The 16,907-nt window shown below is 67.6% G+C and carries 15 protein-coding genes, 1 other RNA gene and 1 pseudogene; 10 read left to right on the forward strand and 7 right to left on the reverse strand.

Features of this window, described 5'->3' with window-relative positions; all coding sequences use genetic code 11:
- Positions 1-120: 120 nt before the first annotated feature.
- Positions 121-1,731, reverse strand: a complete 1,611-nt coding sequence (locus tag AAW13_RS40165) for an FAD-dependent monooxygenase (protein WP_079179157.1) — start codon at positions 1,729-1,731, stop codon at positions 121-123.
- A 46-nt stretch (positions 1,732-1,777) separates the two neighbouring features.
- On the opposite strand from AAW13_RS40165, the gene AAW13_RS40170 reads away from it, so the two are divergent.
- From AAW13_RS40170 to AAW13_RS40205, 7 genes and pseudogenes are all read left to right on the forward strand, one after another.
- Positions 1,778-2,404 (forward strand): TetR/AcrR family transcriptional regulator, encoded by a 627-nt coding sequence (locus tag AAW13_RS40170; RefSeq protein ID WP_046732115.1) that lies wholly within the window; start codon positions 1,778-1,780, stop codon positions 2,402-2,404.
- Between the two features lie 93 nt (positions 2,405-2,497).
- Positions 2,498-2,989 (forward strand): DUF4260 family protein, encoded by a 492-nt coding sequence (locus AAW13_RS40175; protein WP_079179158.1) that lies wholly within the window; start codon positions 2,498-2,500, stop codon positions 2,987-2,989.
- A 7-nt stretch (positions 2,990-2,996) separates the two neighbouring features.
- Positions 2,997-3,506, forward strand: a complete 510-nt coding sequence (locus AAW13_RS40180) for a TetR/AcrR family transcriptional regulator (protein WP_046732171.1) — start codon at positions 2,997-2,999, stop codon at positions 3,504-3,506.
- On the forward strand, positions 3,473-4,351 hold the full coding sequence (locus AAW13_RS40185; protein WP_206306365.1) for a helix-turn-helix domain-containing protein: 879 nt from the start codon (positions 3,473-3,475) through the stop codon (positions 4,349-4,351). The genes AAW13_RS40180 and AAW13_RS40185 overlap by 34 nt, the downstream gene beginning before the upstream one ends.
- Before the next feature lie 79 nt (positions 4,352-4,430).
- Positions 4,431-5,153: pseudogene (locus AAW13_RS47915) on the forward strand (DMT family transporter); the annotation flags it as partial.
- A 115-nt stretch (positions 5,154-5,268) separates the two neighbouring features.
- An RNA gene (gene rnpB, locus AAW13_RS40200) (RNase P RNA component class A) lies at positions 5,269-5,675 on the forward strand.
- Between the two features lie 484 nt (positions 5,676-6,159).
- On the forward strand, positions 6,160-6,552 hold the full coding sequence (locus AAW13_RS40205; protein ID WP_046732118.1) for a nuclear transport factor 2 family protein: 393 nt from the start codon (positions 6,160-6,162) through the stop codon (positions 6,550-6,552).
- A gap of 21 nt (positions 6,553-6,573) precedes the next feature.
- Here AAW13_RS40205 and AAW13_RS40210 read toward each other — a convergent pair whose 3' ends face one another.
- Positions 6,574-7,344 (reverse strand): IS5/IS1182 family transposase, encoded by a 771-nt coding sequence (locus AAW13_RS40210; protein ID WP_046732119.1) that lies wholly within the window; start codon positions 7,342-7,344, stop codon positions 6,574-6,576.
- Between the two features lie 94 nt (positions 7,345-7,438).
- Here AAW13_RS40210 and AAW13_RS40215 point away from each other — a divergent pair, with 94 nt between their 5' ends.
- Positions 7,439-7,819 (forward strand): DUF6221 family protein, encoded by a 381-nt coding sequence (locus AAW13_RS40215; RefSeq protein WP_071659846.1) that lies wholly within the window; start codon positions 7,439-7,441, stop codon positions 7,817-7,819.
- A gap of 1,371 nt (positions 7,820-9,190) precedes the next feature.
- Here AAW13_RS40215 and AAW13_RS44495 read toward each other — a convergent pair.
- Both AAW13_RS44495 and AAW13_RS40230 read right to left on the reverse strand, forming a co-directional pair.
- Positions 9,191-9,820: a helix-turn-helix domain-containing protein gene (locus tag AAW13_RS44495; protein WP_079179159.1), complete on the reverse strand. Its 630-nt coding sequence runs from the start codon at positions 9,818-9,820 to the stop codon at positions 9,191-9,193.
- A 557-nt stretch (positions 9,821-10,377) separates the two neighbouring features.
- Complete coding sequence (locus tag AAW13_RS40230; RefSeq protein ID WP_206306366.1) at positions 10,378-11,580, reverse strand: helix-turn-helix domain-containing protein; 1,203 nt, start codon at positions 11,578-11,580, stop codon at positions 10,378-10,380.
- A 119-nt stretch (positions 11,581-11,699) separates the two neighbouring features.
- Here AAW13_RS40230 and AAW13_RS40235 point away from each other — a divergent pair, with 119 nt between their 5' ends.
- Positions 11,700-12,176 carry an NUDIX domain-containing protein gene (locus AAW13_RS40235; RefSeq protein WP_046732123.1) on the forward strand — a complete coding sequence of 159 codons (477 nt, stop codon included), beginning with the start codon at positions 11,700-11,702 and terminating at the stop codon, positions 12,174-12,176.
- Between the two features lie 26 nt (positions 12,177-12,202).
- Here AAW13_RS40235 and AAW13_RS40240 read toward each other — a convergent pair whose 3' ends face one another.
- A complete protein-coding gene (locus tag AAW13_RS40240) occupies positions 12,203-12,727 on the reverse strand; it encodes a hypothetical protein (protein ID WP_338059083.1) in 525 nt (174 codons plus the stop codon).
- 1,135 nt (positions 12,728-13,862) lie between these two features.
- Here AAW13_RS40240 and aspS point away from each other — a divergent pair.
- Positions 13,863-15,185 carry an aspartate--tRNA(Asn) ligase gene (gene aspS / locus AAW13_RS40245; RefSeq protein WP_046732125.1) on the forward strand — a complete coding sequence of 441 codons (1,323 nt, stop codon included), beginning with the start codon at positions 13,863-13,865 and terminating at the stop codon, positions 15,183-15,185.
- 50 nt (positions 15,186-15,235) lie between these two features.
- Here the strand turns inward: aspS and AAW13_RS40250 are convergent, their stop codons facing one another.
- Together AAW13_RS40250 and AAW13_RS40255 are read right to left on the reverse strand one after the other, a co-directional pair.
- A complete protein-coding gene (locus tag AAW13_RS40250) occupies positions 15,236-16,021 on the reverse strand; it encodes a hypothetical protein (protein WP_046732126.1) in 786 nt (261 codons plus the stop codon).
- 7 nt (positions 16,022-16,028) lie between these two features.
- The gene (locus tag AAW13_RS40255) at positions 16,029-16,889 is read right to left on the reverse strand and encodes a radical SAM protein (protein WP_046732127.1); all 861 of its coding nucleotides are present in this window, start codon (positions 16,887-16,889) and stop codon (positions 16,029-16,031) included.
- Between the last annotated feature and the right edge of the window lie 18 nt (positions 16,890-16,907).

Raw genomic sequence — 16,907 nt, forward strand, 5'->3', positions numbered from 1 at the left:
GACCGACTGGCCTGCTGACCGACTGGCCTGCCGACCGACTGGCCTGCCGACCGACTGACCTGCTGACCGACTGGCCGAGCTACGACCCGGGCTCCGCCGTCTCCCCCACCCGTCTCCGTCTCAGGCGGCGACGAACCATCGGTCGAGGGCGTCGTCGAGGTCGTCTCCCTGGTGGTCCTGGTCCGCCGCCCAGGCGACGAAGCCGTCGGGGCGTACGAGCAGGCCGGTCAGGTCCGGACGTGCGGGGCAGGCCACGGTCAGGACGTCCACCCGATCGGCGTGCCCCTCCGCGCGGGCCCGCAGCTTGGGGTCGTCCGCGAGGTCCAGGAGCAGGGCCCGGCCGCCGTGCAACCGGTCGCCGAGCCGGCTGCCGTCGGAGAGTTCCAGGTCGGGGGCGCTCCGGCCGGTCAGCGGGTGCTCGCCGGGCAGGTCGTGGTGCTGCCAGACACCGGAGATCCGCCCGACGAGGTACGTCGTCCCGGTCGTCGTCAGCGCCAGATCGGTGACCACCCGGCGCAGCGCGCGGGCGTGCCGGTCGGGCCGCATCACGGCGATCTGGGCGCGGGTCCAGTCGAGCACCCAGGCGCCGACGGGATGCCGTTCGGCGGTGTAGCTGTCCAGGAGGGCGTCCGGCGCGAGCCCGCGCACCACGGCGGCGAGCTTCCAGCCGAGGTTCATGGCGTCGCCGAGCCCGAGGTTGAGCCCCTGCCCGCCGAACGGCGAGTGCACGTGCGCCGCGTCCCCCGCGAGCAGCACCCGGCCCCGCCGGTAGGTGCTCGCCTGCCGGGCGTTGTCGGTGAACCGGGTCGAGGAGTGCACCTCGTGGATGGTCACCTCGTCGACGCCCGACACCCGGCGCAGGGAGGTCTGCAATTCCTCGGCGGTGATCGGCGCCGAGCGGTCGGCGGGCGGCCCGTCGAACTCGACCGTGAGGATCCGGCCGGGGAAGGGGCCGTTGACGTATGTCCCCACGTCGGTGGTGTTCCAGCCGACCCCGAGCCGCTCGCTCCCGCTCATCTCGACGACCGCCTGATAGCCGGTGATCTCCGGCTCGGTCCCCGGGAAGTCGAACCCGGCGAGCTTGCGGACGGTGCTCCGCCCGCCGTCGCACCCCACCAGCCACCCGGCCCCGATCCGTGCCCCGTCGGCGAGGCGGACGACCACTCCGTCGTCGTCGGTGTCGAAGCCGGTCAGCTCCGCGCCACGGCGGACCTCGACGCCGAGCCGTTCGGCGCGTGCGCCCAGGATGCGCTCCAGGTCGGCCTGCGGGACACCGAGGCCGACGCCGTCGGCGGGGCCGATGTCGGCGAACGCGGGGTCGGACTGGTCGAACAGGTCACCGCGCATCATGATCCCGGCGAAGTGCCCGGCGAACTTCGGGGGCGTGCGAGGTGCGCCGTCCCCCTGCCCCGCGGCCTGCTCCCCGCCCCGTTCCCCGAGGAAGGCCCGCATCCGCCACCGGTTCCTCTCCCAGGCCGCCGCGAGCTCGGGCAGCAGCCCGCGCCGGTAGAGCGCCACCGCGCCCGCCGTGTTGATCCCGCCCGCCTTGATGGTCTCGTCCACCTCGGTCAGCCGCTCCACGACCAGGACCCGCGCCCCGCCGAGCCGCAGCTCGCAGGCGAGGAAGAGCCCGACGGGCCCACCGCCGGCCACCACCACGTCGTAGTCGGTGCCGTCGCCGTTCTTGCCGTTGCCGTTCTTGCCGTTGCTCACGGCTTCTGTCGTCGTCATGGCTTCACTGTAGTCACTAAAAGTTTCGAGCGGCTATAGTTTTCTTGTGATCGATGACAGCAGACCGGGGGAGACCCTGCGGGAGCGCAAGAAGCGGGAGACGCGGCAGCGGATCTCGAACGTCGCGACGGTGATGTTCCGGGAGCGCGGCTTCGACCGGGTGACCGTCGCGGAGGTCGCGCGGGAGGCCGGCGTGTCCGCGATGACCGTCTTCAACTACTTCCCGCGCAAGGAGGACCTGTTCCTCGACCGCATTCCGCAGGCGGTCGAGGCCTTCGCCGGCGCGGTACGGGGGCGCGCGGCCGACGAGACCCCGCTCGCGGCGCTGCGCGGTCTCGCCTTCCGGTTCATCGACGCGGGGCATCCGCTGGGCGGCCTGGGGGAGGGCTTCGCGGGCTTCTGGTTCGTCGTCGCCGACTCGCCCGCACTGCTGGCGCGGGCGCGGGAGGGCGCCGAGGAGGTCGAGCGGGCGCTGGCCCGCGCCCTCGCCGAGGCCGGCCTCGGCGACCCGGAGCTGGTGGCGGCCGTGTTCGTCGCCGCGTACCGCTCGGTGTGTGTCGTCTCCGTGAGCCGTGAGCTCGCGGGCGAACCGTTCGAGGAGGTCGCCGTGGACCACCGGGTGCGCATGGCGGCGGCGTTCGACGCGCTGGAGCGGATGGTCCCCGGCGCGTGACCGGTGGTCCGGCTGACCGCCCTTGACGGCTAACGTCGTTAGCCGTACGGTCGTGGCTAACGGCGTTAGCCGAAATGCCTTCGGGAGGCAGCCATGACCACCACGACCACCTCAGCGATCACCGCAACCACCGCGACCGCGAATGCCGCCCCCCTGGTCCGCAGTGCCGTAACCGTGGCCCGCCGTACGGCCTGGCTGGCCGGGGCGCTGTTCTGGACGGCCTTCGCCGTACTGGAGGGCGTGAACCACGGCTGGCTCGCCGGCGCCCTCGCCCTGCTCTTCCTCCTCCTCCCGGACCTCACCTTCCTGATCGCCCTCGACGAGGCGCCCCGGATGGCGAAGGGGCAGCTGCCGCCGCGCGCGGTGCCGTACTACAACGCGATGCACCGTGCGCTGGTCCCGCTGGCGCTGCTCACGGCGTACGCGGTGCAGCCCTTCTTCTTCTGGCCCCCGGCCTTCGCCGCGCTCTGCGGCTGGCTGGCCCACATCTCGTACGATCGCGCCTTCGGCTACGGACTGCGGACGAAAGAGGGCTTCCAGCGTGACTTCCGGCAGGACTTCCGGCAGGACCTCCAGCGTGACTGACGACCGGCTGACGGCGAGGGCGCGGGAGATCGTCGCGGCGGCCAGGGAACTGCTGGAGGAGTCCGGCCCCGCCGACCTCACCATGCGCACCCTCGCCGACCGCCTCGGCATCAAGGCCCCCTCCCTCTACAAGCACTTCCCGGACAAGCACGCCGTGGAGGTGGAACTGACCGCGCAGATGCTGGAGGAGGCGGCCGCGGCCATGGAGGCGGCCGAGTCCCGGCACCCCGGGTCCCTGGAGGCCCTGGCCGAGGCGTACCGGGCCTACGCCCTGGCCCACCCCCACCTCTACTGCCTGGCCACCGAACGCCCCCTGCCGCGCACCCGGCTGCCGGACGGCCTGGAGGCCCGGGCCGCCCTCCCGCTCCTGCGGGCCTGCGGCGGCGACCAGGACCTGGCCCGCGCCACCTGGGCGTTCGCGCACGGCATGGTCGTCCTGGAGATCCACGGCCGGTTTCCGGACGACGCCGACCTGGACGCGGCATGGAAACGAGGTGTGAGGGCGTTGCACCCTTAGCGCGAGGGGGTGCGAACGTGGCTGAACAGGCACGGTGGACGAGGGCGAGGCTGGGCCGCTGCGGCCCGTCACTCGACCTGCTGACGGCGAACTTCGAACGGCACACCTACGCCCCGCACGCACACGCCGAGTTCACCATCGGGGTGTGCGTCGGCGGCTCCGAGGTCATCGACTACCGGGGCGGCCACATCAGCACCGGCCCCGGTTCCATCGTCGTCCTGGCTCCCGGCGAGATGCACACGGGCGGCCCCGCCACCGCGACCGACGGCTACGCCTACCGCGCCCTGTACGCGGACCCGGCCCTGCTGGCGGACGGCACCCTGGACGCCGTACCGCACTTCCGGGACGCCGTCCTCGACGACCCCGAGCTGGCCGCGGTCCTGCGCCGGACCCACGCCGAACTGGCCGCCTGCCCCGACCCGCTGGAAGCGGAGTCCCGGCTGCCCTGGCTGCTGACGGCCCTGTCCCGGCGTCACTCCACGGCCCGGCCGGCGACGGACCGGGTCGCCGGAGCGCACGGCATCTCCCTGCTGGTCCGGGACCGCCTGGCCGACGAGCTGACCTGCCCGCCCTCGCTCGCCGACCTGGCCGCGGACCTGGGCCTCTCCCGCTACCAACTGCTCCGGGCGTTCCGTACGACGATGGGCGTGCCGCCGTACGCCTGGCTGGCCCAGCACCGGGTGAACCGGGCCCGCGGGCTGCTGGAGGCGGGCCTGCGCCCGGCGGAGGTGGCGACTCTGGTGGGCTTCGCCGACCAGGCCCATCTGACCCGCTGGTTCCGGCGGGTGCTGGGGGTGACCCCGGCGGCGTACCGCAACAGCGTTCAAGACGCGGCACGGCGCTGACCGCGAGACTCTCCCCATGACTGCACGCGGCTGGCTGTTGTTCTCCCTGATGGGAGTGGTCTGGGGCATCCCCTATCTGATGATCAAGGTGGCGGTGGACGAGGTGTCCCCGTCGATGGTGGTCTTCGCGCGCTGTGCGGTGGGAGCGCTGCTGCTCCTGCCGCTGGCGATCCGGCAGGGCGGCCTGCTGGGCACCCTGCGGGCCCACTGGCGTCCGATGCTGGCCTTCGCGTGCATCGAGATCATGGGCCCGTGGTTCACGCTCACGGACGCCGAACGGCACCTCTCCAGCTCGACGGCGGGCCTGCTGATCGCGGGCGTGCCGATCGTGGGCGTGGTGGCGGCGCGCTACTTCGGCGGTGAGCGGGAGCACCTGGGTGCCCGCCGGATCGCGGGCCTCCTGATCGGCCTGGCCGGCGTGGGTGTCCTGACCGTCCCGCACCTGACCGGCGGTGACGCCCGCTCCCTCGGCGAGGTCCTGCTCACGGTGATCGGCTACGCGACCGCACCGCTCATCGCGGCCCGCCGCCTGAAGGACGTCCCGACGCTACAGCTGATAGCGCCGTGCCTGACCCTGGCGGCCCTGGTCTACGCCCCCGCGGCGGCGGTCACCTGGCCCTCCGCCCTCCCCTCCACGAACGCACTGCTCTCCCTCCTCGCGCTGGGCGTCCTCTGCACGGCGGTGGCCTTCGTCGCCTTCCTGGAACTCATCAAGGAGATAGGCCCGACCCGCTCGACGGTCATCACGTACGTCAACCCGGCGGTGGCGGTGGCGGCCGGGGCACTCTTCCTGGGCGAGAGCTTCACCCCGACGATCGCCGCGTCCTTCGCGCTGATCCTGACGGGTTCCGTGCTCGCCACGATGGCCTCGGCACCGAGGAGGCCGGCCCGCCCGGTAACATGGTCGCCACGGCAGACGAGCCGGGCGGACGGCCGCGTGGAGTCCCCCTAGGGGGGCTTCCCGAGGAACGTCCGGGCTCCACAGGGCAGGGTGGTGGCTAACGGCCACCCGAGGCGACTCGCGGGACAGTGCCACAGAAAGCAAACCGCCCAGCACTTCGGTGCTGGGTAAGGGTGAAACGGTGGTGTAAGAGACCACCAGTGCCCAGGGCGACCTGGGCAGCTAGGTAAACCCCACCCGGAGCAAGGTCAAGAGGGGCCGCTGTAAAAGGCGGCCCTGCGGGGACGTTCGAGGGCTGCCCGCCCGAGCCCCCGGGTAGACCGCACGAGGCCGGTGGCAACACCGGCCCTAGATGGATGGCCGTCACCCCGACTCCCGCGAGGGACCGGGGCACAGAACCCGGCGTACAGCCCGACTCGTCTGCCGCCACCTGCGGCTTTACCTGGGAAAGGGCCTCTGACCTGCGTCGGAGGCCCTTTCTGATCTTTCAACGGCTTGCCGCGTTAGGTGGCGGAAAGTCCCTCGGAAGTCCCTCGGACAGCGCTGAAAGTCCCTGAAAAGTCCCTGGAGCGGAGAGCAAACGAGGCTCCTGGCCTGGGCATTCGCGACAGCCATTGGAGCAGCACCCTGCGGTCGCAGAGCTTGGTACGGCCTTGGCCCGATGGGATTACGCGGCCTCGGTGTCGGCCGTAGTGTCAGCCCGCGCTGCCCATTCGGCGCGGGCTGCGGTGAGTCGGGGGTGCATCCTTCGAAGCTCTTCCAGCTACCCGGCCACCGTTTCGATGAACTCGGCCAGCTGGTCCATCCACTGGGCGGGCCTGGCCGGGCGTGAGGTGGAAGCACAGCAGGCGGCACTGGCCGTCTGCGGCGAGGTGGATTTCGTGCTCAGCCCGCCGACGAACGTCCGGTGGCGTGGTGGGCGGGCTCGTCGGCCGGGGCCCCCCTTGTTGACGACGGAAGCCTTGACCGGTTGGAGGAGTTGTTCACCTCCGATGTTGTCTACGACCTCACCGACTTCGGCCAAGAGCCGCTGTTGGGAGTGGCTGCCATCCGAGAAGCGGCATGGGCACTGGGAGCCGCCAACCCCGTTGCGCATCACGTCACCAACGTCGTCGTTACGGTGTCGGCAGACGGCCGGGTGCAAGTCCGATCCAAGGCGCTGGGCATCAAGGCGGACGGCTCCTGCGGTTCCGTCTCCTATGACGACACCATCGTGCGCACCGCTGACGGCTGGCGGATCAGCCGTCGCAAGATATCGCCCCGCCGCACTCCCTTGGGTGGGATGACAGAGTCCGGCTGATCAGGCATGTCTCGCCTGGTCCTAGCCGGTGCGGGCAAGGTTGTGCAGGCGGGCGATGCCGAGCATGGCGTGATGGACACCGTCGCCTTTGAGGCGGCAATCGCGAAGGATCTTCCAGGTCTTCATGCGTGCGAAGACGTGCTCGACACGGGCTCGAACCTTGCGGTGAGAGGCGTTGTGCTCCTCTTTCCAAGCGGGAAGTTCGTCCTGGCCAGGCTGGCGCCGGTGCGGGATGACCAGGCCCGTACCCCGGTATCCGCCGTCTGCGATGACAACGGCCTTGCCGACGGCGGTCTTCGCTCCGGACAGTTGCCATGCCTTGCAGTCGTTCCGGTTGCCGGGCAGAGGCCGGCCGACGGTGACGACGAGCTGGGTGTCGGTGTTGATGACGACCTGGTGGTTGGTGGAGTACCGATAGTTCTTCGACTGCTCGGCGACCGTGTGATCTCGGGTCGGGACCAGGGTGCCGTCCACGATCAGCACGGTCTCCTTGCGGAACCGTTTGCGCTTATGCAGGGCGAGTAGCGGCCCGAGATGATCGACGATCCGGGCGGCGGCCGACTTGGACACGCCGAACAATGGGCCAAGCTGTCGCAGCGTCAGGTTCGTCCGCCAGTACGCTGTGACCAACAGGACCCGGTCCTGCAGCGGCAGACTCCACGGTCGGCCCTTGCGGACCGGGTCCGCATCTTCGCGCCGCAGCGCGGTGACCAACTTGCCGAACTGCTGCGGACTCAGCCCGGTGAACGGGGCTATCCAGGACGGTTCCGACGCCGTGATCACACCTGCCACGGCAAGATCGTTCCACTGTCGGCCAGTCGGCCGAGCCTTGCCTGCACCATGGAAATCAGAGGACCGGGCTCGGCACATCGTCGAGGATGACCCCATGAGCCAAGACCTGGTGACGTTCCTCCAAGCACGGCTGGATGAAGAAGCCGAGCTGGCCCGACGCTGCGACGGTGACGGCTGCGGGGAGTGGACCGCTCACGGGCACACGGTCGACTTCTGCCAGGGAGAGCTCCCCGGCTTCCACCCCACGATCGCCATACATGTGGCGTTGCACGACCCGGCTCGCGTTCTGCGGGAGGTCGAAGCCAAGCGACGCGTACTCGCCCGCCATGTGCTCAGTCCGGCTGCGGGTGACCCTGAAATACCGTGGGACAACCGCGATGACTGTCAGTATGACGGCGAGACCTGGCCATGCGACGACCTGCTCGACCTCGCCTCGCCCTACGCCGATCACCCTGACTATCCGCGTCGCCCCTAAGACGGAGATCGCTTGCGGGACAGCCCTTAGGCAGTGCCCGACGGCCCAAGTTTCGCCTCTGCCGATAGAGCGCTCCCACCGTTGCCGAGCAGGTGCTGAACCCCGGTTGGAAATCTCTCTGCCCGAGCAAGGCGGCTCGCCTTGCTCGCCCCGCGTGGCCCGGCTCCCGGCCGGGCCTGCGTTGCTGATGACGCGGTAAGACGCTGGGCGGTCTCCCCTGGCCGAGCGCCCTTGGCGGGTCGGCATGTGGTGATCCGTAGTCGGTCCGGGGGCCTGACCTCCCGAGATGAGAAGGGGTGCGTCGCGGCTGGGGCTAGTCGGTTCCATGGCGTTAGCAACCTCCCCGCTCAGCCGACCTCGTGCGCTGATCGAGGAATGTCAGACCTGGTCAGTACCCTCGTGCATGAAACTAGTAGCGTCTCGTGGGGGCTGGTGGCCTTGCTGATCAAGAATCCTGAAGAATGGAAGCTCAACCGTGGCGATTTTACAACACGGCAGTTCATGACTGAGGGATATGGGATGGCGCTCCAAAGTGGAATTGCCCCGTCCTCTATCAGCTCGCACGTGGCCCTTTACCACGTACCCGAAATTGCCAACAACCTTGAAGTCGAGGTTGGCTGGGCAGACGACGGCTTCTTCTATTATGTTGGGGCACACAGGCGGGGGGATCCAAACTCTGAAAGAAACCCTCCTGTCGACCCGTTCGAGAATCCGTACAACAAAGTAATTCTTACAGCCTGGCAGATGGGTCGCGCTTTGCACCTAATGCATGGCGAGTTGATATCAAAAATGTCGCGGCGTCACTATCGTTACGTTGAGTCACTTGTTCTGGATGATGTACTAGAGACGATAAGCCCCGAGGGATGGCCCATCCCAATCTTTCGCTTGGCCCCTGTTGACATGGTTACTCACAAACCCGGGACGCTCCCTTGCCCAGGTCGTAGAAATCAAGTGAGCGTGGTTCCTGTAGAGCGGCACGAACTAATGTGCAGCCGCTCCGGCATTTCATCATTCTCAACTCTGCGACCGGAAGCTCGGCTTGAAAAGCGTCTATGTTTGTTCTTGATGAGGCAGGGGCACCCAGTCTCTCGACTCCAGATTCGCCACACTAAAGATTGCTCCCCTCTATTCACGGACGTCTGGGTCGGAAGCGCAAACCTGCTGATTGAAGCAAAGGCTTCCGCTGGTCGTGATGACATCCGTCAGGCAATCGGGCAGCTGGCTGACTACACCCGTTTCCTGGACAAGGCTAATCGCGCGATCTTGCTACCAAGCCGCCCGGAGAAAGACCTCGTAAAGCTCGCCCATAGCCAACAGGCTGCGCTAATTTGGCCAAGCGGGGAGCACTGTTGGGAATCGAGTGCGATGTGGCTATCCGCCTTCGGGTTTAGCTTCCAGGCGGTGAACCGGTAACTCGCCGGGGTGGCGGCGCACATTATAGCTGGCGTGGTAGGCCTCTTCGGCTGACTCGGTCGTTGGCAGGAGCGTGGGGCCAGCGAGGTCAGCCGGGATGTTGAGTCCTGTCAGCAGTTCGACGATCTTGTCGATGTTGGTCAGCCGTCTTCCTCCGGACTCCAGCATGGACAGGAATGCCTGGCTCAATCCCGTGAGGTCGGCCATGTCGCTCTGGCGCAATCCGCTCGCGATGCGTACGAGGTGACATAACTGGCCGAAATCCCGCGCGAAGAGTGCCGCCTGAATGTCGGCGCGATTCCACACCTCGGCTGGCACAGTTGGTACGACTCGGGGCTTGCTCGGTGCGTTGCGGGCACAACTACCGCAGTAGGAGTCTTCGTTGTAGCGGCTGAGAATGCACTGGCAGCGGCGGCAGCGCCGGACGGAGCGTCCGCTGCGTCCCGTGTACGAGTTGTGGTTGCGTAAGTCGATCCCCTCCCAGACGTCGGCTTCACGGTCTTCGCTTCTTTCGCTGGCGGAGGCGGGCAGGACCTGTATCTCCTCGGCCAGGGCGAACAGCTGGTGAGTCCGTCGGTTAGCGGTCATCGCGGGGCCCCATCCAGAAGTCAGGGGCCAGCTCCGCCCATACGACCCAGCGGTTTGCGCCTCGTTGTGCGGTGCCACAGCGGTGGGTCAATGCCTGCAGGAGCTGTGACCCGAACTCGTCCTGCAGAACAGGCCTTTCAAGAGCCGGTTGGTATGAGCCGTCAGTATCGTCGTGGACTTCCAGCCGGAGGCCTTCACTGGTGCGTATATACCGGGACTCGATCTCTCTGCCCGGCGGTACTCGAACGTGGCGTACGACGTCGCTGAAGATCTCGGAAAGCACGAGTACGGCCGTGTCCTCCACGCGGGATAAACCCCACGTATGTAGCGCACGGCGTAGTTCGTTGCGGGCCAAGCCGACGCACCGCGGGTGGCCACTCCAGCGCAGCACCACCGTGTCGTCGATGCCGTCGGATTCAGCTCTGTCGTCCAGTCGGCGGACAGGCACCCTGTTACCTCCCGTTCAAGCGACGCTCGGTGGTGAAGACCGTAAGCGTCCACGTGGGAGTGGACCCGGAGAAAAATTCCGGGTCCCTCGGTGTGGCTGAACCGGGCCGCTACTTGATGGCCCCGAGGCTCAAGGCAAGATCCTGAACGTCCCGGCGACGCGAGAGCTTGTACAGTCGGCGCGCCAACTCGCGGGCGAACTCGTGGGCCCGCAGCTGTTCGGGCGCGATGCGGAAGGCGCGCTTCAGTTCCTCGACGGCATCGTCGATTCGTCCGGCTTCGGCATACGCGCGGGCAACGTCGAGCCGGGCCCGGGCCCGCCGTTCCACAGGAAGTCCGGTGGTTCGGATGTGTGGGGCCATGTCCACGGCCAGCTGGACGTCCTCGAATTCAAGGGCGAGCGCCAATCGATGGATCTCGACGTTGGTGGGGCCGAAGGAGGTCCACAGCTCGTTGCGGTCGCTGCCGAGCCGCTGCGCTGCCTCGTGCGCCTTGCCCATCATGTGATCGGCCAGCGCCCGGTTTCTCATCCTTGCCGCGGCGACCGCGCCGTTGAGGAAGAGGGTCCCGTACAGGGAGAGTGCGGACGGGGCAGAAGACCACCACCCGCGTTCGAGGCCGTCGGCCGCGTCGAGCGTGACGTTGACCGCCTCCGCCGGCATTCCGGCTCCGAGCTGCACGTGCGCAATGCCCCGTCGGAGAGCGAGCACGGCGGACGGGTCTCCCGACTCCACCGCGGCCATGTCGCCTTGGTCCACTGCGGTCCACGCGAGATTGGTCTCCCCCAGCTTCCGCAGGAGTACCGCCGCCACGTGACACGTCAACGCGAACAGCCGTAGCGACTCGGATCTCTCACGACCGGACGACCGCTCACGCGTCGCCAAACGGGCGTCCGCGAGGAGCCCGGGCACCCGCTCCGCCAGCTTCGCGTACCGCCCGTTCTGGTAGAGCTCCCAGGCCTCGTTGACCTCCAGGTGCAGGCGTTCCAGGCGAACCGATTCACGGTCGTTGTAGAGCGAGCCCGCCAGGTGGCGCGACTGCATCAGCGCCGCCCGGATCGCCGGCACACTGCCTGCGTCGCGTTCACGGTCTTCCAGCAACCTGGGCGTGCCCTGAAGGTCCTCCAGGTGCACGCGCAGTGCCTGGGCCAGGTCCGCCAGCATCTTCACGTTGTTCACCGGGATACGCCCGGACTCAATCCGGTACATCCAGTCCTCGGAACGCCCCAGGAGCTGGCCGAGCTGCCGCTGGCTCAGCCCGCGGCGTTGCCGGTAGAACCGCACGCGCTTGCCGAAAGGCAGATGATCAGTCATGCCTCGCATTGGCTCGTTCCCGTCGCGCCGCTGCCAGGAGTATCCACGCACGGTGACAGCCCGCGCCGGACGAGTAGCCGCGCGAGGCCGCAGCGGACCCGGATCGTAGGCTGAGGCCCATGGCCCTCAATGAGCAGGAACAGCGCATGGCGCGGCCCCGTATGGCGGCCGGTGCGCTGTTCTTCAACGCCGACGGACACGTCCTCCTCGTCCAGCCTTCCTACAAGCCGATGTGGGAGATCCCCGGCGGCTATGTCGAGCATGCGGAGTCGCCCTTGGCCGCCTGCCGAAGGGAAGTAGGGGAGGAGCTCGGGATCACTCCGCCGATCGGCATTCTCCTCGCCGTCGACTGGGCTCCGAGTGACGCCGAGGGCGACAAGGTTCTGTACGTCTTCGACGGCGGAGAACTCACCCCAGAGGACTTCGCTTCCATCAAGGTCGCTCCCGACGAGCTTCTCGCCGCCGAGTTCTTTCCATCCGAACAACTCGACGAGCTCCTGATCCCGAGGCTGTCACGCAGGGTGAAGGTCGCGATTGCCTCGCGAGCCAACGGCGGCCCCGTGTACCTGGAACACGGGGAGCAGCCGAGGACTTAGTTCTCATGCCGCGGCGGGCGATCGACTCATCCCGAGGTCTTGACTCGCCCCGTACGGCTGATTGGCGGAGCGAGGTCCAGGATCTCCGAACGCAGCTGCCCGCAGGCGGCGGCCGCCTCCCGCCCGGCGGACAGGTGATGCGAGACGACCCAGCCCTCCAGATCGCGGGACAGCGCGGCGATGAAGTCCGCTTCCCTGGTGCTCGGGCGTAGGGGACTGCCGTGCACGGGGTTGATGCTGGAGAGCCGCAGCAGGACGAAGCGGCCGGCGTACGGAGCGAGCAGTTGTGTGAGCGCGGCCTCGTCCGCCGGCCGCGTGTTGTCCTCGCAGAGGACGTAGTTCACTACCACCGGGCGTTGCTCGGCGATAGCGGCCCACAGTGGTAGCACGGTCGCGGGATCGTCCGCGCGGGGGATGACCACGCGGCGCTGAGTCGCGGTGGCGCCGTGCAGGGAGAACATGAAGCGGTCCGGTAACCAGGCGTTGGCCCGCAGGAGCCTTCGAACCCACCCCTGCGGGGCGATGCTGGTTACTTTCACCTGCTTTGCCAAGCCACGGTCCACAATGGTTCTCGCCGCTGAGGTGACGTGGGTCCAGTTCGCGGCGGCATCTCCGACTCCGGCGAAGTCGACCCAGGCGAGGGGGCTTTGTGGGGTTCGAACGGGCTGCGCCACCGCTTGCACCGCCGCGGTGATCTCCTCCGGCTGCAGATTCCGAACGAAGGGTGTACGCGCGAAAGTGGTAGCGCAATGCGTACAGCCGTACCTGCATCCTGCCTGGGCGGACATGCACACCGAGTAGGCTTCACGGTCGCCTTCCCAGAGCCGTACGGCCTCGAAGGTGGACCTGTCGGACGTTCCGAAGACGTACTTCGTGCTCCTGCCGGGCGGCACGTTGAGGGTCGAGAGGATCTCAACGGGCACTGCGGCGCGTGACGTTCCATCCATCGTCAGGATGCCCTTCAGTGAGGACTACGGCGAAGTTCGTGATAAGGACGCCAGAATTCCTTTGCGTATCGCTTGAGTGTGTTGGCGGCCAAACGAGTGGGTATCTTCGTTTAAATTCCCTCGGAGCGTAGAACCTGATCGACGACGGATTCAAATCACACGGGTGATACACCCCCGTGTAGATGGGTACAAGTTTTCATCTCTGTCGATTTCCCGCCTCGATTGGGTATGGACCAATGGCAGATCTGGGGCCACGACATGGATGTCCGCTCCAACGGGCCCGGGAGACGGTCGGTGCGACCACGAACAGGCCGGTGTCGGAGGCCGTGATTGCGGTAGCGCACGCGCCCGTGCCTGAACCTGCCCGACGTAGACCGGTGAGTACCGAGAGGCGGCTCATGGGCGACGTACCGACTTTGGCGTGATCTTGCCACCGCATCTCTGGTGTTCCCGCTATGCTCGTTGGCAACGCGTTGATGGAGACGAGTAGCTTCGGGATCACGTGAGCCGAGAGAATTGCCGGTAGCTGGGAAGGCAATCTCGCGCCCCGATGCGAAGACACTCCTGAGTGCGGGGAGGAACGGTCTTACGACCCAATGCCCCGTCGGCCGGCCCCCGTCATCGGGCATGAATGAGGCCGCCGCTCTCCCCGAGTGGCGGTAAAGGCGCGGTGGCACCGCGAGTACCCTTCTCGTCCGCGCCCCCAAGGGATCATGACGACGCCCCTGGGAGGGCTGCGATGATCCACACGACTAGCCGCGTACTGGTGTCTGACCTGCGAGAACACGTCGGGCAGACCGTATCCGTGTCGGGCTGGGTGAACACGCTTCGCCTACAGAGCAAGATGCAGTTCGTTGTCGTCCGTGACCACACCGGCATGGCGCAGGTCACTCACAAGCGCTCGGGCGGAGGCGACGAGGTCGAGGCCGCCTTGGAGGGCCTGACCACGGAGTCCGCCGTCCGGATCACCGGCCGCGTGGTCGAGAACCCGATCGTGAAGCTCGGCGGCCTTGAGGTCGTTCCCGAGTCGGTCGAGCTCCTGAACCGAGCTGAGACGCCGCTGCCCATCGACGAGCACACAGGGCTGGAGCACCGCCTCGACTGGCGCTTCCTGGACGTACGGCGCCGGCCTCAGGCGCAGCTGCTGTTCGCCGTGCAGACCACGTTCGAGCAGGGAATGCGCGAGTACGCCTACGCGCAGGGGTGCACCGAGATGCACACGCCGAAGCTGATGGGCACGGCGTCCGAGTCCGGAGCCGAGGTGTTCGAACTCGGCTACTTCGACCGGCCCGCGTACCTGGCACAGTCGCCCCAGTTCTTCAAGCAGATGGCGATCGCGGCGGGCATCGACAGGGTCTTCGAGATCGGACCCGTGTTCCGTGCCGAGCCGTCGTTCACGTCCCGGCACGCGACCGAGTTCACGGGCGTGGACGTCGAGCTTGCCTGGATCAACGGCGTCGAGGACGTGATGACGTTCGAGGAGCAGATGCTCACGCACGGCATCGCCAAGGTCGCCGACTTGCACGGCGACGCGATCAGGGAGACCTTCGGCGTCGAGGTCGTGGTGCCCCAGACGCCGTTCCCGCGCATCACGATGGCCGAGGCGCAGAAGATCCTGCGGGCGAAGGGCTGGGACCCGGAGGGGGTGAAGGAGGACCTGGACCCGGAGGGCGAGCGCGGTATCGCCTCCTACGTCAAGGAGCAGACCGGGCACGAGTGGGTGTTCATCACCCACTATCCGACGAGTATCAGGCCCTTCTACCACATGAGGCCGGCGGACAACCCGGGCCTGACACTCAGCTTCGACCTGCTGTGGAAGGGGCTAGAGGTCACGACCGGCGCCCAGCGTGAGCACCGCTACGACGTGCTGCTCAAGCAGGCCGCGGAGAAGGGCATGAGCACCGAGCCCATGCAGGACTACCTGAACTGCTTCCGCTACGGTTGCCCGCCCCACGGCGGTCTGGGTATGGGGCTCGGCCGCGTGCTGATGGTGCTGCTCGGCCTCGACTCGCTTCGGGAAGCCACGTTCCTCTTCCGGGGGCCGAACCGGCTGACTCCGTAGAGACAGGGAACCGGGTCCGCCCCTTCAAGGGGCGGACCCGGTTCCTGCTGTCAGTAGCGGACGTTGCGCAGGTCCAGTTTCCACGCCTCTTCGGGATGCCTGTCCCAGTACGCGCGGAGCGCCAGCTCCCGCTCCGAGAAGCGGCCCTGATGGCACAGGCCTCCGTGCGCCAGAGTGACGCTCATGCCCACCGGGGATTCGGTGGTGACCCAGTGCGGGGTGAGCGCGTGGCTCCACAGCCGGTCGCCTGGGTCCATCCGCACGGACTGGCGATCAGCGGGATCGTGTTCGGGGGGCTCCTCTCCAGTCGTCTCACTCACGACGGCGGCTTCGGCGCTGAGGTGCTTGTCGGGGTCTTGGTAGCTGTGGAACGTCTTGGTGCCCTCGATCTGCCACACGAGTCCGTGCGAGTTGTCGTTGTGGTACGTCGAGGACACCCCGGCTGTGGAGATGAACAGGATCGGTGCGCACCTCTGCCATGTGAACCCCCAACTGGACATCTGAGTCCGCCACGGGACCATGACGTGCTGTTGGAACCCGCTCAGGAGGCCGTCGTAGAAGCGGATGAGGTTGAAGTGGACGAGGCGGAAGCTCCACGTGACCACTTCTTCGATCGGGGCGGTGCGGAAGGCCGCCGTACGGTCCATGCGCACGGACCAGTCCTCGTCACCAAGGAGCGTGAACCGTACCTCTTCGTCCCGCCGGATGACGTCGAGGACGTCACGTGCGGGAGGGAAGGGATAGCCGGTGCCGGCCAGAGCTCCGCCGACGCGCAGGTTGGGAGGAGTGCGCCACCGCTTGGTGAAGTCCTCGGCTGTGGTGACGAGCGTGGTCATGGGCCTCTCACCGGGTCTCGTCGGCGCGGCAGACCGCCGCGCATTCAGGCGTGGTCCGATCCTGGGGATCGGAGTCGAGGAACTGGGCGATCTCCGCTCGGGGCGCCTGGACGTTCACTCCTGTACTGCTGTACGGGCAGCGGCGGATCTCGCCGCCTGCGGACACGTAGAGAGAGGCGGATGAACAGAGGGGGCGGTCCTCGGGATGGAGGTGCATGGTCCGAAGCCCCGTCAGGTACTCCAGGAACCTTGGCGTGAGCTGGAAGTAGCGACCCAGGTGGGTGGTGTCGGCTCTTTGCTGGTCGAGGTAGCTGTGGACGGTGTGACCGGCGCGCCGTCGACCCGCGTCATCGAGGGCGACGGGGCTTAGCTGGATCTCGACGCCTGCCGCGGCGGCGCGTTGGTAGATGTCCTGACTCTCCTGGTCGCTGAGCTTCCAGTACGTGAGGTGGAGGACCTGCTGGTGTGTGGGGATCTGCTTCAGGGTCTCGATGGCTGAGGTGACGGACCGGGTCGTGAGGCCGATTTCCATGGCGCCGGCCGAGTCTGCGGACACGGTGACGTTCGCGAGCAGATGGGCCAGGTCGGCCAGACGGTGCACGTCCTCGGGGTCGCGGACGGAAGTGACCACGGACACCGGCAAGCCGAACTGGTGCCCAAGTCGAACCAGTTGGCGTAGCTCGGGGTGGTGTGCGGGTTCGCCTCCGGTGAGGCAGATTCCCTCGACGCCGATCTCATTCAACCGGGACAGGGTCCGGGTGTAGGTGGAGACGCCGAGGAACCCGTGGGCACGGTCGGCGCGGAAGCAGAACCCGCAGGCGATCCTGCAATGGCCCGCTGTGCTGACCAGCGCGGTGCGATACCGCATGCGAGGTGGCGTGGTCGG

The organism is Streptomyces humi, assembly GCF_001005085.2.
GTDB classification, from domain to species: domain Bacteria; phylum Actinomycetota; class Actinomycetes; order Streptomycetales; family Streptomycetaceae; genus Streptomyces; species Streptomyces humi.